The sequence below is a fragment of the Streptomyces sp. f51 genome (assembly GCF_037940415.1).
Classification (GTDB): domain Bacteria; phylum Actinomycetota; class Actinomycetes; order Streptomycetales; family Streptomycetaceae; genus Streptomyces.
In genome coordinates, this window is record NZ_CP149798.1 from 3,510,097 (window position 1) to 3,528,214 (window position 18,118).

Here is an 18,118-nt window from a genome sequence, read left to right on the forward strand (position 1 = left end):
GTCTGTTTCGCAGCACGGCGCACGAACAAGTCGCTGCGAATCAAGGTCCTGTGGAGCAGTTTGGAGTGCTCGCCACCCTGTCAAGGTGGAGGCCGCGGGTTCAAATCCCGTCAGGACCGCATGAGAGAAGGCCCGGAGCGAAAGCTCCGGGCCTTTTCGTATGCGCGGCCCCGCGGACGCGCGCCCACCGGCCACGCGGGGACGCGCCCACCGCCCGCGTTCGCGTGCGCGCACCGTTGCGGGTACGGCCACGGGCCGCCTCGGGGCCTCCAGGGCTTCCCTCGCGGCGCGTTCGCGTCCCTTGACGGCGTCACATTCCGCCGGTACCCCGGAATCCAGGGCCCTCGCCCTGCCGGCCCTCTGGAGGTGCGCATGGCGGTGTCCGCCCGGCACGAGACCCGGGCTCTGCTGCGAGCCCATCTGGCGGCCGCCTCCGGGTACCGCCACCTGACGCGGAACTGCCCGGTCTGCCATCAGCTCGCCCGGCTGGCCATGGCCGTGGAAGCGCTCCCGGACGACGACCAGGACCCCGAGGGCACCCCGGAGGACGAAAACCCCCCGACGGCGTGACCCGAGCCCGATTCCACGGCCCCCGCCCGGTGCGCCGCCCCGCCCCGTGCGAGCCCTCCGGGCCCCAACTCCCCTAGCGCAGAAGGCTCTCGGTGGACAAGGACTGTGGCATGTGACGGGAGTCACCGCATATGTTTTCAGAAGTGTGGAACTTACCCCCCTCCTACAACCAGTCAATTTAATATGTGCAATTGCACCGCTCGTCGAGGACATCCACAGCTGATCCGACACCCCTCCCCAGACTCCGACAAGGCCGCTCACAGGCAGGTCGCGGGGGCCCGCGGAACGCACAAAAAAAATCGCGCTGGACCCGGCGGAGTCCAGCGCGATCTACGACGCACCCTGTTCAACTGGCAAAAACGCTTGGGCGTGAGCTCTGTTGGGGCAGAACCCGCGTCGCTTGGAGCTGTGGTGTGGACGCCTCGACGGGTTGGGGGATCCGTTGACTTGTCCGGTTATGCGGTGACTCAGGCTTCGCTGCGCTGCTGCGGGATACCCGCGAGCAGTGCGCGGACCTCAGCCTCGCGGTAACGACGGTGTCCTCCGAGCGTGCGGATGGACGTGAGCTTGCCGGCCTTCGCCCACCGCGTGACCGTCTTGGGGTCGACGCGGAACATCGTGGCGACCTCAGCGGGGGTCAGCAGCGGCTCGGCATCAGGGGTGCGAGCGGTCATGAGCGGCCTCCTCGGGAGAACCGAACCTTCTCGGTTCTTTCCTCTAAATTCTGCACCTTGACCCGCGTTGCCCGAAATGGCGGACGCGAGTCGAGTCGGTTATAGGACGAACGGCTTGTCCTCGGCACTACAACTACACCATCCGTCCAGCCGCGTCGGCCAAACCGATGGAATTGCCCTCCCAGGTGTTCATCAGCGACGGAAGCCGATGGACCATGCCATAGCGGACAGTCACGCCACTGTGACGATCAGTCACAGGGCGATCAGGAGTCACCAGACGTCCTAAAAGCGTGCAATGCCGAGATTCCCCCCCAAAAGCGGGCGGAGGGAGCCCTCCCCCGGGCTCCTTGTCCTATTTTGACACGAGGAGGGGGAAGCGATGCAAGAGCCGGGTAAGTGCCGTCCATCACGCTTGACACCCGTTGACGCTTACGCCCGGATAGGGCTCTACATCCCGGACGTGAGGGTTCTTCAGTGTGTGAGGACCATACGCGAGTTCGACCCCAAACCTGTGAGAGCCAGATCACAACCGGACGGGGTGATTTCAGTTCGCCGAACGCCGGTCCCTGACAGACCGCCAGCGCTCCACCAGCCGGCCGTACGCCTCGCCCGCCGCCGCCCCGTCCCCGGTGCGCAGCGCCTCGATGCCCTCGGCCACGTCCGCGGCGGAGTGGTCGCTCTCCAGATCGCCCGCCGGCAGCGTGTGCACGAGCCCGCCGTAGTCCAGCTCGACCAGCGAGCGCGGGTGGAACTCCTCCAGCCAGCGCCCCACGTCCACCAGACCCTCGATGAGCGGCCCTTCGTCCAGCGCGTCCCTGAGCGTGCGCAGCGCCCGTGCCGTGCGCCGCCGCGCCTGCACCATCGGCGTCCGGTAGCGCAGCAGCGGCGGCGCCCCGGCCGGGCCCGCCCCCTTCTCGTACTCCCGCTCCTCGTCGGTGACGAGCACGAACCAGTTCAGCGGCACCTGCCAGGTGGAGGTACGGATCCACGGACGGGCGTCCGGGTTGCGCGCCAGCCAGCGCTCGTAGTCCAGGGCTGCCTGACGGCGCACCAGCGGCGGCAGCACCGCGTCGAGGACCGACGCGGGAAGCTCCTCGCCCAGCTCGTCCAGGGCCTGCCAGCCACGCAGCCGGGTGCGCCAGGGGCAGACGCACACCACTCCGTCCACCTCGGCGACGAACGCGTCACCGCTCTCGTGCACCGGCACGGGGACCGGCGGGGTGGGCAGCAGGTCGGCCAGCGAGCGGCGCAGTTCGTCCTGGTACGAGGGGCGCTCGGGGCGCCGGGCGTAGCGCGTCCAGTGGGCGCGCTCGGACTCGGGGAACGCGGCCAGTGGCTCGTACACGCGCAGATACGACGTGTACGGGACGATCACCGCGGACACCTTGGGCACGCCTGCTCCCTCCCCCGTCGACCACCGGGAAAACCAGCGAGAACCAATCGGAACCTGAACAGAAATCCATGCAAATCGAACCACGGCCGCACCCCGCCCGTAGGTGATCCTGAACACTGCGCCGAGGGCGGGTCGGCACAGGCTCTAGTCTCATTCCCACGGAGCCCGCCATCCGCACGGGCACCGCACCCAACCGCCGCTTTTTACCTGGGAGTCACCACAGTGACCGACGTAACCGGCGCGCCTGCTGATGTACTGCACACCCTGTTCCACTCGGATCAGGGCGGTCATGAGCAAGTCGTGCTCTGCCAGGACCGCGCCAGCGGCCTGAAGGCCGTCATCGCCATCCACTCCACCGCCCTGGGCCCCGCCCTCGGCGGCACGCGCTTCTACCCGTACGCGAGCGAGCAGGAGGCCGTCGCCGACGCCCTCAACCTCGCGCGCGGGATGTCGTACAAGAACGCCCTGGCCGGGCTCGACCACGGCGGCGGCAAGGCCGTCATCATCGGCGACCCGGAGCAGATCAAGACCGAGGAGCTGCTCCTCGCCTACGGCCGGTTCGTCGCCTCGCTCGGCGGCCGGTACGTCACCGCGTGCGACGTCGGCACCTACGTCGCCGACATGGACGTCGTGGCGCGCGAGTGCCGGTGGACGACCGGACGCTCCCCGGAGAACGGCGGCGCGGGCGACTCGTCGGTCCTGACGGCCTTCGGTGTCTTCCAGGGCATGCGGGCCTCCGCGCAGCACCTGTGGGGCGACCCGACGCTGCGCGGCCGCCGGGTCGGCGTCTCCGGCGTCGGCAAGGTGGGCCACCACCTGGTCGACCACCTGCGCGCGGACGGCGCCGAGGTCGTGATCACGGATGTGCGGGCCGAGTCCGTGCGGCGGATCCTGGACCGGCACCCCTCCGGTGTCACGGCCGTCGCGGACACCGAGACGCTCATCCGTACCGAGGGCCTCGACATCTACGCGCCCTGCGCGCTGGGCGGGGCGCTCAACGACGACACCGTGCCGGTGCTCACGGCCCGGATCGTGTGCGGCGCGGCGAACAACCAGCTGGCGCACCCGGGCGTGGAGAAGGACCTCGCGGACCGCGGGATCCTGTACGCCCCGGACTACGTCGTGAACGCGGGCGGTGTCATCCAGGTCGCCGACGAGCTCCACGGCTTCGACTTCGACCGGTGCAAGGCGAAGGCCACGAAGATCTTCGACACCACGCTGGCCATATTCGCACGTGCGAAGCAGGACGGGATTCCGCCGGCCGCGGCGGCCGACCGGATCGCCGAGCAGCGCATGGCGGAGGCACGCGGCCACTGACCCTTTCCGGGGTCGTGGGCGCTTGTCAGGGACCCGCTGACGGGCGGCTGGGAGAGAACTCTCACGTCCGTCGGCGGGTCGTAGCCCAAGAAGAGGTTAAAATCGCGGTTGACCAGCGAGGACAGGGCACCTCGCGGGGGCTGGGCGAAGGCGCGTGCTGCGGGCGACGTACCGTATGGGCGCGGGCTCAGGTACCGTGGAAGCCCTACGGACCGGTCTCTCCACGGAGAGTCCGTTCCAGATCATGAACGCGTGTCAAGACTCTGGGGCCGTCGAGCCCCGTATCCGAGGGGGTCGAGCCATGGGGCGCGGCCGGGCAAAGGCCAAGCAGACGAAGGTCGCCCGCCAGCTGAAGTACAGCAGCGGCGGGACTGACCTCTCGCGTCTGGCCAATGAGCTGGGCGCTTCGACTTCGAGCCAGCCGCCGAATGGCGAGCCGTTCGAGGACGACGACGAGGAAGACGACCCGTACGCACAGTACGCGGATCTCTACAACGACGACGACGAGGACGAGGACGACCAGTCCGGTCCCCAGTCACAACGTCGCGGCGCTTGACGCAACAGCGTCCCTCGCAGTTTCCGCGATCTCTTCGGGTGGCGGATCTCCTGGCGTGGGTTTCTGGCAGATCCCGCCTGGCGGTTTTCTCGTAGCGACTGCACTTCACCCGGTCCGGGGCCTCAGCGCCGGACCGGGTTTCGTGCTGCTCCGGGAGCCTCGGCCGGCGTGACCGCCGGCCTCGGCTCCCGTTCCCTGCTTCAGCTCGCGTAGTCGCCGACGAGCTCGGCGCCCGTCGTACGGTCCCCGCGCTCGGTGATCTCACCGGCGACCCAGGCGTCCACCCCGCGGTCCGCGAGGACGGCCAGGGCGACCTCGGCGGACTCCTCGGGCACGATCGCCATCATGCCGACGCCCATGTTCAGCGTCTTCTCCAGCTCCAGGCGCTCGACTCCGCCGGTCCTGCCGACCAGGTCGAAGACCGGTGCCGGGGTCCAGGTCCCGCGGTCCACCACGGCGTGCAGACCGTCGGGGATCACCCGCGCCAGGTTGGCCGCGAGACCGCCGCCGGTGATGTGGCTGAAGGCGTGCACCCGGGTGCTCTTCGTCAGCGTCAGGCAGTCCAGCGAGTAGATCTTGGTGGGCTCCAGGAGCTCCTCGCCGAGCGTGCGGCCGAACTCCTCGACGTGCTGGTCCAGGCGCAGGTTCGCCCGGTCGAAGAGGACGTGCCGGACGAGCGAGTACCCGTTCGAGTGAAGACCGGAGGCCGCCATGGCGATCACCGCGTCACCCGTACGGATGCGATCCGGGCCGAGCAGCTCGTCGGCCTCGACCACGCCGGTACCGGCGCCCGCCACGTCGAAGTCGTCCGGACCGAGCAGACCGGGGTGTTCGGCCGTCTCGCCGCCCACCAGGGCGCAGCCCGCGAGGACACAGCCCTCGGCGATGCCCTTCACGATGGCCGCGACCCGCTCCGGGTGGACCTTGCCCACGCAGATGTAGTCGGTCATGAAGAGCGGCTCGGCGCCGCACACCACGATGTCGTCCATGACCATCGCGACGAGGTCGTGGCCGATGGTGTCGTACACGCCCAGCTGGCGGGCGATGTCGACCTTGGTGCCCACACCGTCGGTGGCGGAGGCGAGCAGCGGACGCTCGAAGCGCTTGAGGGCGGAGGCGTCGAAGAGGCCGGCGAAGCCGCCGAGGCCGCCGAGGACCTCGGGGCGCTGCGTCTTCTTCACCCACTCCTTCATCAGCTCCACGGCGCGGTCGCCGGCCTCGATGTCGACGCCGGCAGCCGCGTAGGACGCGCCGGAAGCACTGCCCGTCGACGAAGTCGACTGATCAGGTACAGCAGACATTGCCTGGGATCTTTCGGTTGGTGAAACGGGGCTCTGCGGCGCTACGGGCGACGGATGGCGTCAGCCGCGGCCGTGGCTGCGGGACCCGCGGCCAGCTCGGTCTCCAGGAGCTGCTTGCCGAGCAGTTCGGGGTCGGGAAGCTCCATCGGGTACTCGCCGTCGAAGCAGGCGCGGCACAGATTCGGCTTGTCGATCGTCGTGGCCTCGATCATCCCGTCCAGCGAGATGTACGAGAGCGAGTCGGCGCCGAGCGAGGTGCCGATCTCCTCGATCGTCATGCCGTTCGCGATCAGCTCGGCGCGGGTCGCGAAGTCGATGCCGAAGAAGCAGGGCCACTTCACGGGCGGGGAGGAGATCCGAATGTGGACCTCCGCCGCGCCGGCCTCGCGGAGCATCCGCACCAGGGCGCGCTGGGTGTTGCCGCGCACGATCGAGTCGTCGACGACGACCAGGCGCTTGCCCTTGATGACTTCCTTGAGCGGATTCAGCTTCAGGCGGATTCCGAGCTGGCGGATCGTCTGCGAGGGCTGGATGAAGGTCCGGCCGACATAGGCGTTCTTGACCAGTCCGGCGCCGAACGGGATGCCGGAGGCCTCCGCGTAACCGATCGCGGCGGGCGTCCCGGACTCCGGGGTCGCTATCACCAGATCGGCCTCGACAGGGGCTTCCTTGGCGAGTTTGCGGCCCATCTCGACGCGCGAGAGGTACACGTTCCGGCCGGCGATGTCCGTGTCGGGACGGGCCAGGTAGACGTACTCGAAGACACAGCCCTTGGGCTTCGCTTCCGCGAATCGCGAGGTCCGCAGACCGTTCTCGTCGATCGCGACGAACTCGCCCGGCTCGATCTCGCGCACATAGCTGGCGCCGCAGATGTCGAGGGCCGCGGACTCGGAGGCCACCACCCAGCCGCGCTCCAGGCGGCCGAGGACCAGCGGGCGGATGCCCTGCGGGTCACGGGCGGCGTAGAGGGTGTGCTCGTTCATGAACACGAGCGAGAAGGCGCCCTTGACCTGGGGCAGGATCCTGGCGGAAGCCTCTTCTATGGTCAGCGGCTTGCCGTCGTCGTCGACCTGGGCCGCGAGGAGCGCGGTGAGCAGGTCGGTGTCGTTGGTGGCCGCCACACGGGTGGTGCGGCCTTCCTGCTTGGGCAGATCCGCGACCATCTCGGCAAGCTGCGCCGTGTTGACCAGGTTGCCGTTGTGGCCGAGCGCGATGGAACCGTGCGCGGTCGCACGGAACGTCGGCTGGGCGTTCTCCCACACGGAGGCGCCGGTGGTCGAGTAGCGGGCGTGACCGACCGCGATATGACCCTGGAGCGAACCGAGCGAGGTCTCGTCGAAGACCTGGGACACGAGGCCCATGTCCTTGAAGACGAGGATCTGGGAGCCGTTGCTGACCGCGATTCCCGCGGATTCCTGACCCCGATGCTGGAGGGCGTAGAGCCCGAAGTAAGTGAGCTTGGCGACCTCTTCGCCCGGAGCCCAGACACCGAAGACGCCGCAAGCGTCCTGGGGGCCTTTCTCACCGGGGAGCAGATCATGATTGAGTCGACCGTCACCACGTGGCACGGCACCGAGTGTAGGCGAGATCGACCACTGGTCCGAATTGGGGATTCGCGGCCCTCAGGGGGTCACTCGTCGGCCACCGCGCTGACGACGGTGCCGTTCGTGCTGGTCAGCGCGATCCCGCGATGATCCAACCGATAGGTGATCTTGCTGTCGAAGAGTCCGAGCAGCGTCTTCTCGGTCCTCATGAGTGAGTCTTGGCACATCATGCGGGTGGTCCTGGCCCGGCTGAGGGTGATATGTCCGTCGCTCACGGTGGCGCGGCCCGACACATGGTTGCAGCCGAGCCGGCCGTCGAGGGTGCCGTCCTCGCGCAGGACGAGGTAGGCGTCCGTCCCCTTCGGGAGCGGCTGGGAGACGTCGGTGTCACCCAGTGCCGTGACCTTCCACTTCGTTCCCCGCAGGGGTGCGTCCTTCTCCTCGGTGAGGTTGATCCGGTCGCCGGCGCCCGCGGTGAGGGTCAGCCGGCCGCCGGCGGCCTTCGCGGTGAACGGGCCCTTGTCCGCGAAGGCCCGGCCCAGGCTCCGCTCGAAGCTCATCGGGCCCTTCTCGCAGGCCATGTCCGTCGTCCGGAGCTCGCCGAAGGCGACCCGGTCACCCGTGAAGGTGGCCTTCGAGCCGAACCCGTTGCAGCCGAGGTTGCCGCTGACGCGGCCGTCGTCACCGATCCGCAGATACGCCCCCGAGGGCGCCCGCGTGGTCGTGCCGCCCAGGGTGAGGCTGTCGACCGTCCAGTGCACGCCGGTCAGCGGCGCCGGCTCCGTACGGGTGGATCCGTTCCCCGCGGTCTGGGCACCGCACGCGGCGGCGAGGGGCAGCAGGGTCAGGACTCCGAGGGTCGTTCGCTGCTTGTCCATGCCGGTGTGACGGGAGGAACGGGAGACCGGTTCCCGGGGGGGGCGGGAGAGCCCGGGTCCCCGGGGGGCGGGACAGCCCGGGTCCCCGCAGGGGTGACCGGAGACCGGGTTCGCGCAGGGGTGACCGGGGGCCGGATCCGCACGGGGCGGCCCGGGACCGGATCCGCGCAGGGCGGCCCGGGACCGGGTCCGCGCAGGGCTGCCAGGGACCGGATCCGCGCAGGGCTGCCAGGGACCGGTCGGCGCAGGGGTGACCGGAAGCCGGATCCGCACAGGGGGCCACGGACCGGATCCGCACAGGGGCGGCCGGAAGCCGGATCCACGCAGAGTGGCCTGGGACCGGGTTCACGCAGGGGTGACCGGGGTCCGGATCCACGCAGGGCGGCCAGGGGCCGGATCCGCGCGGGGCGGTCGGCGGTCAGGTCCTCGCCGGGGCAGCCAGGGACCTGGTCCGCGTGGACGGGCGGGGCCTCCGGAGGGGCACCCGCGTGGACGGGCAGGGCCTCCGGAGCCCCGCCCGCGTGGACGGGCGGGGCCTCCGGAGGAGCGGGGGTGGGGAGCCCCCGGCCCGGTGCGGGGGGCTAGCCCATCAGGGGGAGCAGGGGGCCGAGGTCGGCGCGTTCGCCGCTCGCGCTGACCTTCGCCTCGTCCAGCGCCGCCTTCCACTCCGTGCGTCCCGTGGCGAGCCGGATCCAGGTCAGCGGATCCGTCTCGACGACGTTCGGCGGGGTGCCGCGGGTGTGCCGGGGCCCCTCCACGCACTGCACGACGGCGTACGGCGGGATCCTGACCTCGGTCGAGGCGCCGGGCGCCTTCACGGCGAGCGCGTCGGCGAGCAGCCGGGTGCAGGCGGCGAGGGCCTGGCGGTCGAAGGGGATGTCGACGCCGGCGGCGCGGTTGAGGTCGTCGGTGTGGACGACGAGCTCGACCGTGCGCGTGACGAGGTAGTCGGCGAGGGTCATCGCCCCGGCGGGCACGCCGAGCAGCCGGTCGTCGGGGGCGCCCGCGAGACGCTCGGTGATCCGCGCCTCGGCGGCGGCGTACAGCGCGTCGAGGTCGGGGTTGTCCGAAGCGAGCGCGCGGGTGCCGTCGGCGATGTCCCCGGCGCGGGAGGCGGTCCCGAACGGCCAGTCCAGCAGCCCGAGTTCCTTCACGGCGGGCGCGGGCAGAGCGAGCTGCCCGCTCACCGCGTCGACGCCCATCGTGAGGTGGGCGGCCAACTCCCTTACGGTCCAGTCCCCGAGCCCGGCGGGCAGCGCCAACTGCTCGGCGCTCAGGGCGCGTACACCCTCCCGTACGTTCCCGAACTGCGCGAGCACCGCCGCACGGATCCGGGCCGGGTCGTACGTCCGCGCGCGCTTCCGGGCTGTGGTCATACGGCGAGCCTAGTCTTTGGGGCCCGGAGGAACGGGCCGCTCCGGCGTGATGGTGCGACGAACGCCGGAGAAGGCCCCGCCCGTCGCGACGGGCGGGGCCTTCTCCGGGCCGGACGGGACGGGCGCGTTACGCCAGCAGCGCCGGGATCGTGCCCTCGTGGGCCGTGCGCAGCTCGGCCAGGGTGAGCGCGAACTCGCCCTGGACCTCGACCACGGCGGCCTCGGCCTCGGTGCCGTCGACGACACCGATGCGGGTGACGGGCAGACCCCTGGCACCGCACATGTCGTTGAAGCGGAGCTCCTCCGAACGCGGGACGGCGACGACCGCGCGGCCCGCCGACTCCGAGAACAGGAAGGTGAACGCGTCGAGACCGTCGGGCACGACGAGCCGCGCGCCCTTGCCGCCGAGCAGAGCCGACTCGACCACGGCCTGGACGAGACCGCCGTCGGACAGGTCGTGCGCGGAGTCGACCATGCCGTCGCGGGACGCCGAGATGAGGATGTCGGCGAGCAGCCGCTCGCGCTCCAGGTCGACCTTCGGCGGCAGACCGCCCAGGTGGTCGTGGACGACCTGGGACCAGGCCGAACCGCCGAACTCCTCGCGGGTGTCACCGAGCAGGTAGAGGAGCTGGCCCTCTTCCTGGAAGGCGACCGGGGTGCGGCGGGCGACGTCGTCGATGACGCCCAGCACGGCCACGACCGGGGTCGGGTGGATGGCCACCTCGCCGGTCTGGTTGTACAGCGAGACGTTGCCGCCGGTCACCGGGGTGCCGAGCTGCTGGCAGGCGTCGGCCAGACCGCGGATCGCCTCGGCGAACTGCCACATGACGGCCGGGTCCTCGGGCGAGCCGAAGTTCAGGCAGTCGGACACGGCGAGCGGCTTGGCACCGGTCGTCGCGACGTTGCGGTAGGCCTCGGCCAGGGCCAGCTGCGCGCCCGTGTACGGGTCGAGCTTGGCGTAACGGCCGTTGCCGTCGGTCGCGATGGCGACGCCGAGCCCGGTCTCCTCGTCGATGCGGATCATGCCCGAGTCCTCGGGCTGCGCCAGCACCGTGTTGCCCTGCACGAAGTGGTCGTACTGGGAGGTGATCCAGGACTTGGAGGCCTGGTTCGGCGAGGAGACCAGCTTGAGGACCTGGTCCTTCAGCTCGTCGCCGGTCGCCGGGCGGGGCAGCTTGCCGGCGTCGTCGGCCTGGAGCGCGTCCTGCCACTCCGGACGGGCATAGGGACGCTCGTAGACCGGGCCGTCGTGCGCGACCGTGCGCGGGTCGACGTCGACGATCTTGCCGCCGTGCCAGAAGATCTCCAGACGGTCGCCGTCGGTGACCTCACCGATGACGGTGGCGATGACGTCCCACTTGTCGCAGATCTCCAGGAACCGGTCGACCTTCTCCGGCTCGACGACCGCGCACATGCGTTCCTGCGACTCGCTCATGAGGATCTCCTCGGGCGAGAGCGTGGAGTCGCGCAGCGGTACGTCGTCCAGGGTGACCCGCATGCCGCCGGAGCCGTTGGAGGCGAGTTCGCTGGTGGCGCAGGACAGTCCGGCCGCGCCGAGGTCCTGGATGCCGACGACCAGCTTCTCGGCGAAGGCCTCCAGGGTGCACTCGATGAGGAGCTTCTCCTGGAAGGGGTCGCCGACCTGGACGGCGGGACGCTTCGACGGCTTGGCGTCGTCGAAGGTCTCCGAGGCGAGGATCGACGCGCCGCCGATGCCGTCGCCGCCCGTGCGGGCCCCGTACAGGATGACCTTGTTGCCGGTGCCGGACGCCTTCGCGAGGTGGATGTCCTCGTGCCGCATGACGCCGATGGCACCGGCGTTGACCAGCGGGTTGCCCTGGTAGCAGGCGTCGAAGACGACCTCGCCGCCGATGTTCGGCAGGCCCAGGCAGTTGCCGTAGCCGCCGATGCCGGCGACGACGCCGGGCAGGACGCGCTTGGTGTCGGGGTGGTCGGCCGCGCCGAAGCGCAGCGGGTCCACGACCGCCACCGGGCGGGCGCCCATGGCGATGATGTCGCGCACGATGCCGCCGACGCCGGTGGCCGCGCCCTGGTAGGGCTCGACGTACGACGGGTGGTTGTGCGACTCGACCTTGAAGGTGACCGCGTAGCCCTGGCCGACGTCGACGACACCGGCGTTCTCGCCGATGCCGACGAGGAGGGCGTCCGACTGCGGGGCCTTCTCGCCGAACTGGCGGAGGTGGACCTTCGAGGACTTGTACGAGCAGTGCTCGGACCACATGACGGAGTACATGGCGAGCTCGGCGCCGGTGGGCCGGCGGCCGAGGATCTCGACGACCCGCTCGTACTCGTCCTTCTTCAGGCCCAGTTCGGCCCAGGGCAGCTCGACGTCGGGGGTCGCGGCCGCGTTCTCGACCGTGTCCAGAGGCGTGCGGCTCATGCGTTGACCAGCTTCTTGAGGATCGAGGTGAAGAAGGGGAGGCCGTCGGTGCGGCCGGAGCCGACGAGCGGCTCGACGGCGTGCTCGGGGTGCGGCATGAGACCGACGACGTTCCCGGCCTCGTTCGTGATGCCGGCGATGTCCCGCAGCGAGCCGTTCGGGTTGACGTCCACGTAGCGGAACGCGACCCGGCCCTCCGCCTCCAGCATGTCGAGCGTGTGCTCGTCGGCGACGTAGCGCCCGTCCATGTTCTTCAGCGGGATGTGGATCTCCTGGCCGGCCGTGTAGTCGGCGGTCCAGGCGGTCCCCGCGTTCTCCACCCGCAGCTTCTGGTCGCGGCAGATGAAGTGGAGGTGGTTGTTGCCGAGCATCGCGCCGGGCAGGAGGTGCGCCTCGGTGAGGACCTGGAAGCCGTTGCAGATGCCGAGAACCGGCATTCCGGACTTCGCCTGCTCGATGAGCGTCTCCATCACCGGAGAGAAGCGCGAGATGGCGCCGGCCCGGAGATAGTCGCCGTAGGAGAAACCGCCGGGCAGCACGACGGCGTCGACCTGCTTGAGGTCCTTGTCCTTGTGCCAGAGGGCTACGGGTTCCGCGCCCGCGAGCCGGATCGCGCGCTGGGTGTCGCGGTCGTCCAGGCTGCCGGGAAAGGTGACGACTCCAATACGAGCGGTCACTTTCCGGCCTCCGCGACTTCCTCGACCTTGACGGTGAAGTCCTCGATCACGGTGTTGGCGAGGAAGGATTCCGCCAGTTCGTGGATGCGGGCGAGCGCGGCGTCGTCCACCGGTCCGTCCACTTCCAGTTCGAATCGCTTTCCCTGACGGACGTCGGAGACACCTTCGAAACCGAGGCGCGGCAGTGCACGCTGCACCGCCTGGCCCTGGGGGTCGAGGATCTCCGGCTTGAGCATGACGTCGACTACGACGCGTGCCACTGGCACTCCCGGTGTGTGGTGCTGAGCAGGTCCCTTCAGACTACCCGTACGAAATTTCTACTCGCGTAGATTCGTAGAATCCTACGTGACCGCCATCACGATCGCGCATCGGCACGGGGGCATGCACGGAAAATCCTGGGAAAAACCGCAGAAGAACGGCAGGACACCATTGCCGACGGACACGCGGAGGGTTTTAGTCGGGCTTCACAATGCAATGCCGGGCACTGTACAAATGAATTGGCAATAGCCGATACTTTGCTCAATAACAGCCGGACAGTCGACATCTCCCCGACAACTCCCTGACGTCAGCGCACGTCATGGCCGTTGATCGCAGAGGTGTCGCACGAAGGGACCGATATTCGTGGCGCAGCGTGTCGTGGTCACTCTCTTTGACGACATCGACGGCTCGGAAGCGGCGGAGACGATCGCCTTCGGACTCGACGGCAAGTCGTACGAGATCGACCTCAATCCCACCAATGCCGAGGAACTGCGGAAGGCGCTCGAGCCGTACGTCGAGGCCGGCCGCAAGCGGTCGAAGTCCGGGAAGGCGTACACGCACACGGCGCTGACGCCCGATCCCGCCGCGGTCCGCGCCTGGGCCCGCTCCAACAAGATGGACGTGCCGCCGCGCGGCCGGATCCCCAAGAAGGTCTACGAGGCGTTCGCCGAGGCGCACTGAGCCCGCCCCAGGGCCCCGCGTCCCGGAGCCGCGCGGCCTTCCGCGGCCCCCGGAACAACCGACTTGCGCTGACCCCCGCCTGATCAGCTAGAGTCTGGAACACGCCGAGGGGCCAGGCCGAAAGGCCGGAACCCGAAGGTCGTGCGGGTGTAGTTCAGTAGCAGAACATCCCCCTTCCAGGGGGAAGGCGCAGTGTGCAATTCCTGTCACCCGCTCTGCATCGTCCACCGATCGCTTGTCGATCAGGTAGGGTGGTGCTCGCGCCGATCGGTGGAAGCCGGTCGGAGGCAATGCGGACGTAGCTCAGTTGGTAGAGCGCAACCTTGCCAAGGTTGAGGTCGCCAGTTCGAACCTGGTCGTCCGCTCAGCGAAGTAAAGGCCCCGGTCATCGACCGGGGCCTTTCTCGTATCCCCTCGCGTAACCCCGTATCCACCGGTGTTCTCCCGGCGGGATGCCGAGGGCTTCTGACATTTGTCATGCCGAGTGATGACACCGCGCACTGCTGTCGGGCCCCGTCCGCGCCGACGCTGATCCCATGAACACGAACGAGCGCGACCACGTGATCGAGGTCACTGATCTGCGGCGTGTGTACGGGGGCGGCGGAAGGGAATTCGAGGCTGTCCGCGGAGTCACCTTCTCCGTGGGCCGCGGTGAGATCTTCGCCCTTCTCGGCACCAACGGCGCGGGCAAGACCTCCACCGTCGAACTGATCGAGGGTCTGGCTCCCGCGACGGGCGGGCGCGTACGGGTCCTCGGGCACGATCCGTACACCGAACGCGCCGCCGTACGGCCCCGGATCGGCGTGATGCTCCAGGAAGGCGGCTTCCCGTCCGAGCTGACCGTCGCCGAGACCGCGCGGATGTGGGCGGGGTGCACCAGCGGCGCCCGGCCCGCCGATCAGGTGCTGGACCGGGCCGGACTCGCGCACCGCTCCGGCGTCCGCGTGAAGCAGCTGTCGGGCGGCGAGAAGCGGCGCCTGGACCTGGCGCTCGCGCTGCTCGGCGACCCCGAGGTCCTCTTCCTCGACGAGCCCACCACCGGACTCGACGTGGAAGGCCGCCGCAGCACCTGGGAGTTGGTCCGCGAACTCCGCGACGGCGGCACCACGGTCCTGCTGACCACCCACTACCTGGAAGAGGCCGAGTCGCTCGCCGACCGGCTGGCGATCCTGCACGAAGGACGGGTCGCGACCGTCGGCACCCCCGCCGAGGTGACCGCCTCCCAGCCCTCCCACGTCTCCTTCGAGCTGCCCGACGGGTACTTCCCCGGCGACCTGCCGCCGCTGCCGGAACTCGGCGTGAGCGGCCACGAGACGGCGGGCCGCAGGATCCGGCTGCGCACCGGCGACCTCCAGCGCACCGCCACCGCCCTGCTCGTGTGGGCCGAGCGGGCGCGCGTCGAGCTGCGGGGGCTCGACGTGCGCTCGGCCTCCCTGGAGGAGGCCTTCCTGCGGATCTCGCGGGACGCGGTGGCACACAGCACGGACGCACCGACGCAGACCGCGAAGACGCGGAAGGCACGCACGAGGGGAACGGCGGCATGAACGGAACAGCGGTCACCACCGGCGCCGGAACGGCGAGGACCACAGCCGCCGGCCGCACGCGAGCCCTGGCACGCGCCGAACTCACCCTGCTGGGCCGCACCAGGGCGACCCTCGCCGCGGCGGTGTTCGTACCGCTGGTCATGCCGCTCACGCTCCGCTCGGCCGTCGCCTCGATGCGCCTGAAGGGCACCGGACTCACCGTCGGCTCCGTCCTGCTCCCCTCCTCCTTCGGCTTCGCCCTCCTCTTCGCCGTCTACGGCTCCCTGGTCAGCGTGTACACGGCGCGCCGCGAGGAACTCGTCCTCAAACGGCTGCGCACCGGGGAGCTGCGGGACCTGGAGATCCTCGCGGGCGCCGCGCTGCCCTCGGTGGCGATCGGCCTCGCCCAGTGCCTGATCCTGACGGTCGCCTACCGCGCGACCCTCGGCGTCGGGATGCCCGCGCGCCCCGAACTCGTCCTGCTGGGGCTGCTGTCCGCGTTCGTCACCTGGCCGGCGCTCGCCGCCGTCACCGCGAGCATCAGCAGGAGCGTGGAGGGCGCCCAGGTGGCCGCCACACCCCTGACCCTGGTGTCGCTGGTCGCCTCGGGGGCCCTGATCCCCCTGGAGCTGCTGCCGGACGGCGTGGCCCCGTTCTGCGAACTGCTGCCGCTCACCCCGGTGATCACCCTGATCCGCGGCGGCTGGACCGGGCACCTCTCCGCCCACGACACCGTCGGCGCCCTCGTCACGGCGGTGGCCTGGACCGTGATCGCGGTGTTTGCTGTACGACGGTGGTTCCGCTGGGAGCCGCGGCGATGACCACGGACACGGGGGTGGGCATGGGCAGGCCGTCCGGCTGGTGGCGGGGCAAGAGCACACCGGCGAAGGTCGAGACGTACACCCGCTGGTCCTTCCACGTCTTCTCCCTCCTCGAAGCCGCCTCGATCGGGCTGCCCGTGTTCGGGAACCTGCCGACCGCCCGGGCCTGGGCGGTGCTCCTGCTGGTCAGCGGACACTCGGCGTTCTGCGCGGCGACCGCCTCACGGGCGCTGGACTGGACGCGCGGCACCCGGGAACGGCCCCGGCGCACCCTGCTCGCGCTGGCCGTGAGCACCTGCGGCGTGGTCGTCCTGGGCACCCTCCTGTCCGGCGCCCCCTGGCACCCGGCGGACGACGGCGCGTTCCTGGTCGCCTCCTCGCTGCTCGTCGGCGCCACGGCGTTCGGCACGGGCACGCTCGCGCTCGGGACCCGGGACGGGCGCCGGATGACGTACGTCGTGCTCGGCGCCTCCGCGGGCACCGGAGCGCTCGCCCTCCCCCTCGGTTTCCCCGCACCCGCAGCGCTCGTCACCGCCGTCCTGGTGCTGCTCACCGCCGGCTTCCTCGCCTTCACCGCGGCCTTCTCCGTCTGGCTGCTCGACGCCGTCTACGAACTCGACGAGGCCCGCGAGACCCGCGCCCGGCTCGCCGTCGCCGAGGAGCGGCTGCGCTTCGGCCGCGACCTGCACGACGTGATGGGCCGCAATCTCGCGGTGATCGCCCTCAAGAGCGAACTCGCGGTGCAGCTGGCCCGGCGGGGACGGCCCGAGGCCGTGGACCAGATGACCGAGGTGCAGCGGATCGCGCGGGAGTCCCAGCGAGAGGTGCGCGAGGTCGTACGGGGCTATCGCGACGCCGATCTCACCAACGAACTGGCCGGAGCCAAGGGCGTGTTGACGGCCGCCGGGATCGACTGCTCCGTCACCGGCACCGCCGCCGGGCTGCCTCCGCGGATCCAGTCGGCGCTCGGCTGGGTCGTACGGGAGGCGACCACCAACGTGCTGCGGCACGGGAACGCCGGGAAGTGCTCGCTGTCGCTGCGGGCGGCGCGGGACCGGGTGACGCTCATCGTCGAGAACGACGGGGTGCCGCGCGACGCGCTGCCGGACCCCGGACCGGGGAGGGGGAGCGGGCTCATGGGACTGCGCGAGCGGCTGGAGGAGGTGGACGGGGTGCTGCGGGCCGAGGTGAGCCACGGGACGTTCCGGCTGACGGCGGAGGTACCGCTGCGGCCGCCCTCGGGCACGGGAGCCGGCACTCCCGTCCCCGGCCGCACGACCAGGGGGCCCGAGGGGGCGCCTCCGGCGCTTCCGCACCAGGTGAAGGAGGTCACGCCATGACGGACGTACAGGACGGCGCATCCGGGGCCGCGGGGCCCGTGAGGCTGCTGCTCGCCGACGACGAACATCTGATCCGGGGCGCGCTGGCCGCGCTGCTCGGTCTCGAGGACGACCTGGTCGTGGTGGCCGAGGCGGCGACCGGACCCGAGGCGCTGGCGATGGCGAGGGCGCACGTGCCCGATGTCGCCGTGCTGGATCTTCAGATGCCGGGGGCGGACGGTGTGAGCGTGGCCACATCCCTGCGGGCCGAACTGCCGGGCTGCCAGGTGCTGATCGTGACCAGTCACGGGCGCCCCGGGCATCTGAAGCGGGCGCTCGCGGCGGGTGTGCGGGGGTTCGTCCCGAAGACGGTCAGTGCGCGACGGCTCGCGGAGATCATCCGTACCGTGCACGCCGGAAACCGTTACGTGGACCCGGAGTTGGCCGCCGACGCGATCTCCTCCGGGGACTCCCCGCTGACCGCGCGCGAGGCCGAGGTGCTCGAATTCGCCGCCGACGGCGCGCCCGTGGCGGAGATCGCGGAGCGGGCCGCCCTCTCGCAGGGAACGGTCCGGAACTATCTCTCCTCGGCCGTGTCCAAACTGGGCGCGGAGAACCGGCACACGGCAGTGCGTCTCGCACGGGCGCGAGGTTGGGTATAGTTGCTCTCGCGCCACGGCGCATGCGGACGTAGCTCAGTTGGTAGAGCGCAACCTTGCCAAGGTTGAGGTCGCCAGTTCGAACCTGGTCGTCCGCTCCGAAAAGAAGCCCCCGACTCCGGTCGGGGGCTTCTTCGTGTGCGGTGACGTCCTCCCCGCGCGGACGGCGG

Annotated in this window: 17 protein-coding genes and 4 tRNA genes; 12 read left to right on the forward strand and 9 right to left on the reverse strand. The window is 70.3% G+C overall.

Translation table 11 applies throughout. From position 1 onward, the window contains the following. The first annotated feature begins 44 nt into the window (after window positions 1-44). Window positions 45-119, forward strand: a tRNA-Asp gene (locus WJM95_RS15310). A gap of 253 nt (window positions 120-372) precedes the next feature. Continuing rightward, complete coding sequence (locus tag WJM95_RS15315; protein ID WP_339130301.1) at window positions 373-570, forward strand: DUF6274 family protein; 198 nt, start codon at window positions 373-375, stop codon at window positions 568-570. A 467-nt stretch (window positions 571-1,037) separates the two neighbouring features. On the opposite strand, the gene bldC is transcribed toward WJM95_RS15315, so the two are convergent. After that, on the reverse strand, window positions 1,038-1,244 hold the full coding sequence (bldC, locus tag WJM95_RS15320; protein WP_003949541.1) for a developmental transcriptional regulator BldC: 207 nt from the start codon (window positions 1,242-1,244) through the stop codon (window positions 1,038-1,040). A 544-nt stretch (window positions 1,245-1,788) separates the two neighbouring features. Continuing rightward, the gene (locus WJM95_RS15325) at window positions 1,789-2,637 is read right to left on the reverse strand and encodes a hypothetical protein (protein WP_339130302.1); all 849 of its coding nucleotides are present in this window, start codon (window positions 2,635-2,637) and stop codon (window positions 1,789-1,791) included. Window positions 2,638-2,859: 222 nt separating this feature from the next. Here WJM95_RS15325 and WJM95_RS15330 point away from each other — a divergent pair, with 222 nt between their 5' ends. Then, complete coding sequence (locus tag WJM95_RS15330) at window positions 2,860-3,954, forward strand: Glu/Leu/Phe/Val dehydrogenase dimerization domain-containing protein (protein WP_339130303.1); 1,095 nt, start codon at window positions 2,860-2,862, stop codon at window positions 3,952-3,954. Window positions 3,955-4,255: 301 nt separating this feature from the next. After that, window positions 4,256-4,510, forward strand: coding sequence for a DUF3073 domain-containing protein (locus WJM95_RS15335; RefSeq protein ID WP_037615441.1), 255 nt, complete (start codon window positions 4,256-4,258; stop codon window positions 4,508-4,510). A gap of 200 nt (window positions 4,511-4,710) precedes the next feature. On the opposite strand, the gene purM is transcribed toward WJM95_RS15335, so the two are convergent. From purM to purS, 7 genes are all read right to left on the reverse strand, one after another. Next, window positions 4,711-5,811, reverse strand: a complete 1,101-nt coding sequence (purM, locus tag WJM95_RS15340; RefSeq protein ID WP_339130304.1) for a phosphoribosylformylglycinamidine cyclo-ligase — start codon at window positions 5,809-5,811, stop codon at window positions 4,711-4,713. 41 nt (window positions 5,812-5,852) lie between these two features. Further along, window positions 5,853-7,379, reverse strand: coding sequence for an amidophosphoribosyltransferase (purF, locus tag WJM95_RS15345; protein ID WP_339130305.1), 1,527 nt, complete (start codon window positions 7,377-7,379; stop codon window positions 5,853-5,855). 62 nt (window positions 7,380-7,441) lie between these two features. Beyond that, the gene (locus tag WJM95_RS15350) at window positions 7,442-8,233 is read right to left on the reverse strand and encodes an META domain-containing protein (RefSeq protein WP_339130306.1); all 792 of its coding nucleotides are present in this window, start codon (window positions 8,231-8,233) and stop codon (window positions 7,442-7,444) included. 581 nt (window positions 8,234-8,814) lie between these two features. Beyond that, window positions 8,815-9,609, reverse strand: coding sequence for a sterol carrier family protein (locus WJM95_RS15355; RefSeq protein WP_339130307.1), 795 nt, complete (start codon window positions 9,607-9,609; stop codon window positions 8,815-8,817). 127 nt (window positions 9,610-9,736) lie between these two features. Continuing rightward, a complete protein-coding gene (purL, locus tag WJM95_RS15360; RefSeq protein WP_339130308.1) occupies window positions 9,737-12,010 on the reverse strand; it encodes a phosphoribosylformylglycinamidine synthase subunit PurL in 2,274 nt (757 codons plus the stop codon). After that, window positions 12,007-12,687 carry a phosphoribosylformylglycinamidine synthase subunit PurQ gene (gene purQ, locus WJM95_RS15365; protein WP_339130309.1) on the reverse strand — a complete coding sequence of 227 codons (681 nt, stop codon included), beginning with the start codon at window positions 12,685-12,687 and terminating at the stop codon, window positions 12,007-12,009. The genes purL and purQ overlap by 4 nt, the downstream gene beginning before the upstream one ends. Then, window positions 12,684-12,947 (reverse strand): phosphoribosylformylglycinamidine synthase subunit PurS, encoded by a 264-nt coding sequence (purS, locus tag WJM95_RS15370; RefSeq protein WP_005482678.1) that lies wholly within the window; start codon window positions 12,945-12,947, stop codon window positions 12,684-12,686. Before purS ends, purQ begins: the two co-directional genes overlap by 4 nt. 361 nt (window positions 12,948-13,308) lie before the next feature. Between purS and WJM95_RS15375 the strand changes: the two genes are divergently transcribed. From WJM95_RS15375 to WJM95_RS15410, 8 genes are all read left to right on the forward strand, one after another. Continuing rightward, the gene (locus tag WJM95_RS15375; protein WP_339130310.1) at window positions 13,309-13,626 is read left to right on the forward strand and encodes an Lsr2 family protein; all 318 of its coding nucleotides are present in this window, start codon (window positions 13,309-13,311) and stop codon (window positions 13,624-13,626) included. A gap of 143 nt (window positions 13,627-13,769) precedes the next feature. Continuing rightward, a tRNA-Gly gene (locus WJM95_RS15380) sits at window positions 13,770-13,841 on the forward strand. Window positions 13,842-13,918: 77 nt separating this feature from the next. Beyond that, a tRNA-Gly gene (locus tag WJM95_RS15385) sits at window positions 13,919-13,991 on the forward strand. 171 nt (window positions 13,992-14,162) lie between these two features. Then, window positions 14,163-15,170, forward strand: a complete 1,008-nt coding sequence (locus tag WJM95_RS15390; protein WP_339130311.1) for an ABC transporter ATP-binding protein — start codon at window positions 14,163-14,165, stop codon at window positions 15,168-15,170. Continuing rightward, window positions 15,167-15,970 carry an ABC transporter permease gene (locus WJM95_RS15395; protein ID WP_339130312.1) on the forward strand — a complete coding sequence of 268 codons (804 nt, stop codon included), beginning with the start codon at window positions 15,167-15,169 and terminating at the stop codon, window positions 15,968-15,970. The genes WJM95_RS15390 and WJM95_RS15395 overlap by 4 nt, the downstream gene beginning before the upstream one ends. A 20-nt stretch (window positions 15,971-15,990) precedes the next feature. Further along, the gene (locus WJM95_RS15400; RefSeq protein ID WP_339135576.1) at window positions 15,991-17,310 is read left to right on the forward strand and encodes a sensor histidine kinase; all 1,320 of its coding nucleotides are present in this window, start codon (window positions 15,991-15,993) and stop codon (window positions 17,308-17,310) included. Further along, entirely contained in the window at window positions 17,307-17,951 is a 645-nt protein-coding gene (locus WJM95_RS15405; protein WP_339130313.1) for a response regulator transcription factor, read from the forward strand. The genes WJM95_RS15400 and WJM95_RS15405 overlap by 4 nt, the downstream gene beginning before the upstream one ends. Window positions 17,952-17,973: 22 nt before the next feature. Then, window positions 17,974-18,046: transfer RNA gene (locus WJM95_RS15410), tRNA-Gly, on the forward strand. Window positions 18,047-18,118 lie beyond the last annotated feature (72 nt).

What these genes read in the sequence shown, in the direction of transcription:
- WJM95_RS15315 (WP_339130301.1), top strand. Translation starts at nt 373, where the DNA reads ATGGCGGTGTCCGCCCGGCACGAGACCCGGGCTCTGCTGCGAGCCCAT.
- bldC (WP_003949541.1), bottom strand. Translation starts at nt 1,244, where the DNA reads ATGACCGCTCGCACCCCTGATGCCGAGCCGCTGCTGACCCCCGCTGAG.
- WJM95_RS15335 (WP_037615441.1), top strand. Translation starts at nt 4,256, where the DNA reads ATGGGGCGCGGCCGGGCAAAGGCCAAGCAGACGAAGGTCGCCCGCCAG.
- purM (WP_339130304.1), bottom strand. Translation starts at nt 5,811, where the DNA reads ATGTCTGCTGTACCTGATCAGTCGACTTCGTCGACGGGCAGTGCTTCC.
- WJM95_RS15350 (WP_339130306.1), bottom strand. Translation starts at nt 8,233, where the DNA reads ATGGACAAGCAGCGAACGACCCTCGGAGTCCTGACCCTGCTGCCCCTC.
- WJM95_RS15355 (WP_339130307.1), bottom strand. Translation starts at nt 9,609, where the DNA reads ATGACCACAGCCCGGAAGCGCGCGCGGACGTACGACCCGGCCCGGATC.
- purL (WP_339130308.1), bottom strand. Translation starts at nt 12,010, where the DNA reads ATGAGCCGCACGCCTCTGGACACGGTCGAGAACGCGGCCGCGACCCCC.
- WJM95_RS15390 (WP_339130311.1), top strand. Translation starts at nt 14,163, where the DNA reads ATGAACACGAACGAGCGCGACCACGTGATCGAGGTCACTGATCTGCGG.
- WJM95_RS15395 (WP_339130312.1), top strand. Translation starts at nt 15,167, where the DNA reads ATGAACGGAACAGCGGTCACCACCGGCGCCGGAACGGCGAGGACCACA.
- WJM95_RS15400 (WP_339135576.1), top strand. Translation starts at nt 15,991, where the DNA reads ATGGGCAGGCCGTCCGGCTGGTGGCGGGGCAAGAGCACACCGGCGAAG.
- WJM95_RS15405 (WP_339130313.1), top strand. Translation starts at nt 17,307, where the DNA reads ATGACGGACGTACAGGACGGCGCATCCGGGGCCGCGGGGCCCGTGAGG.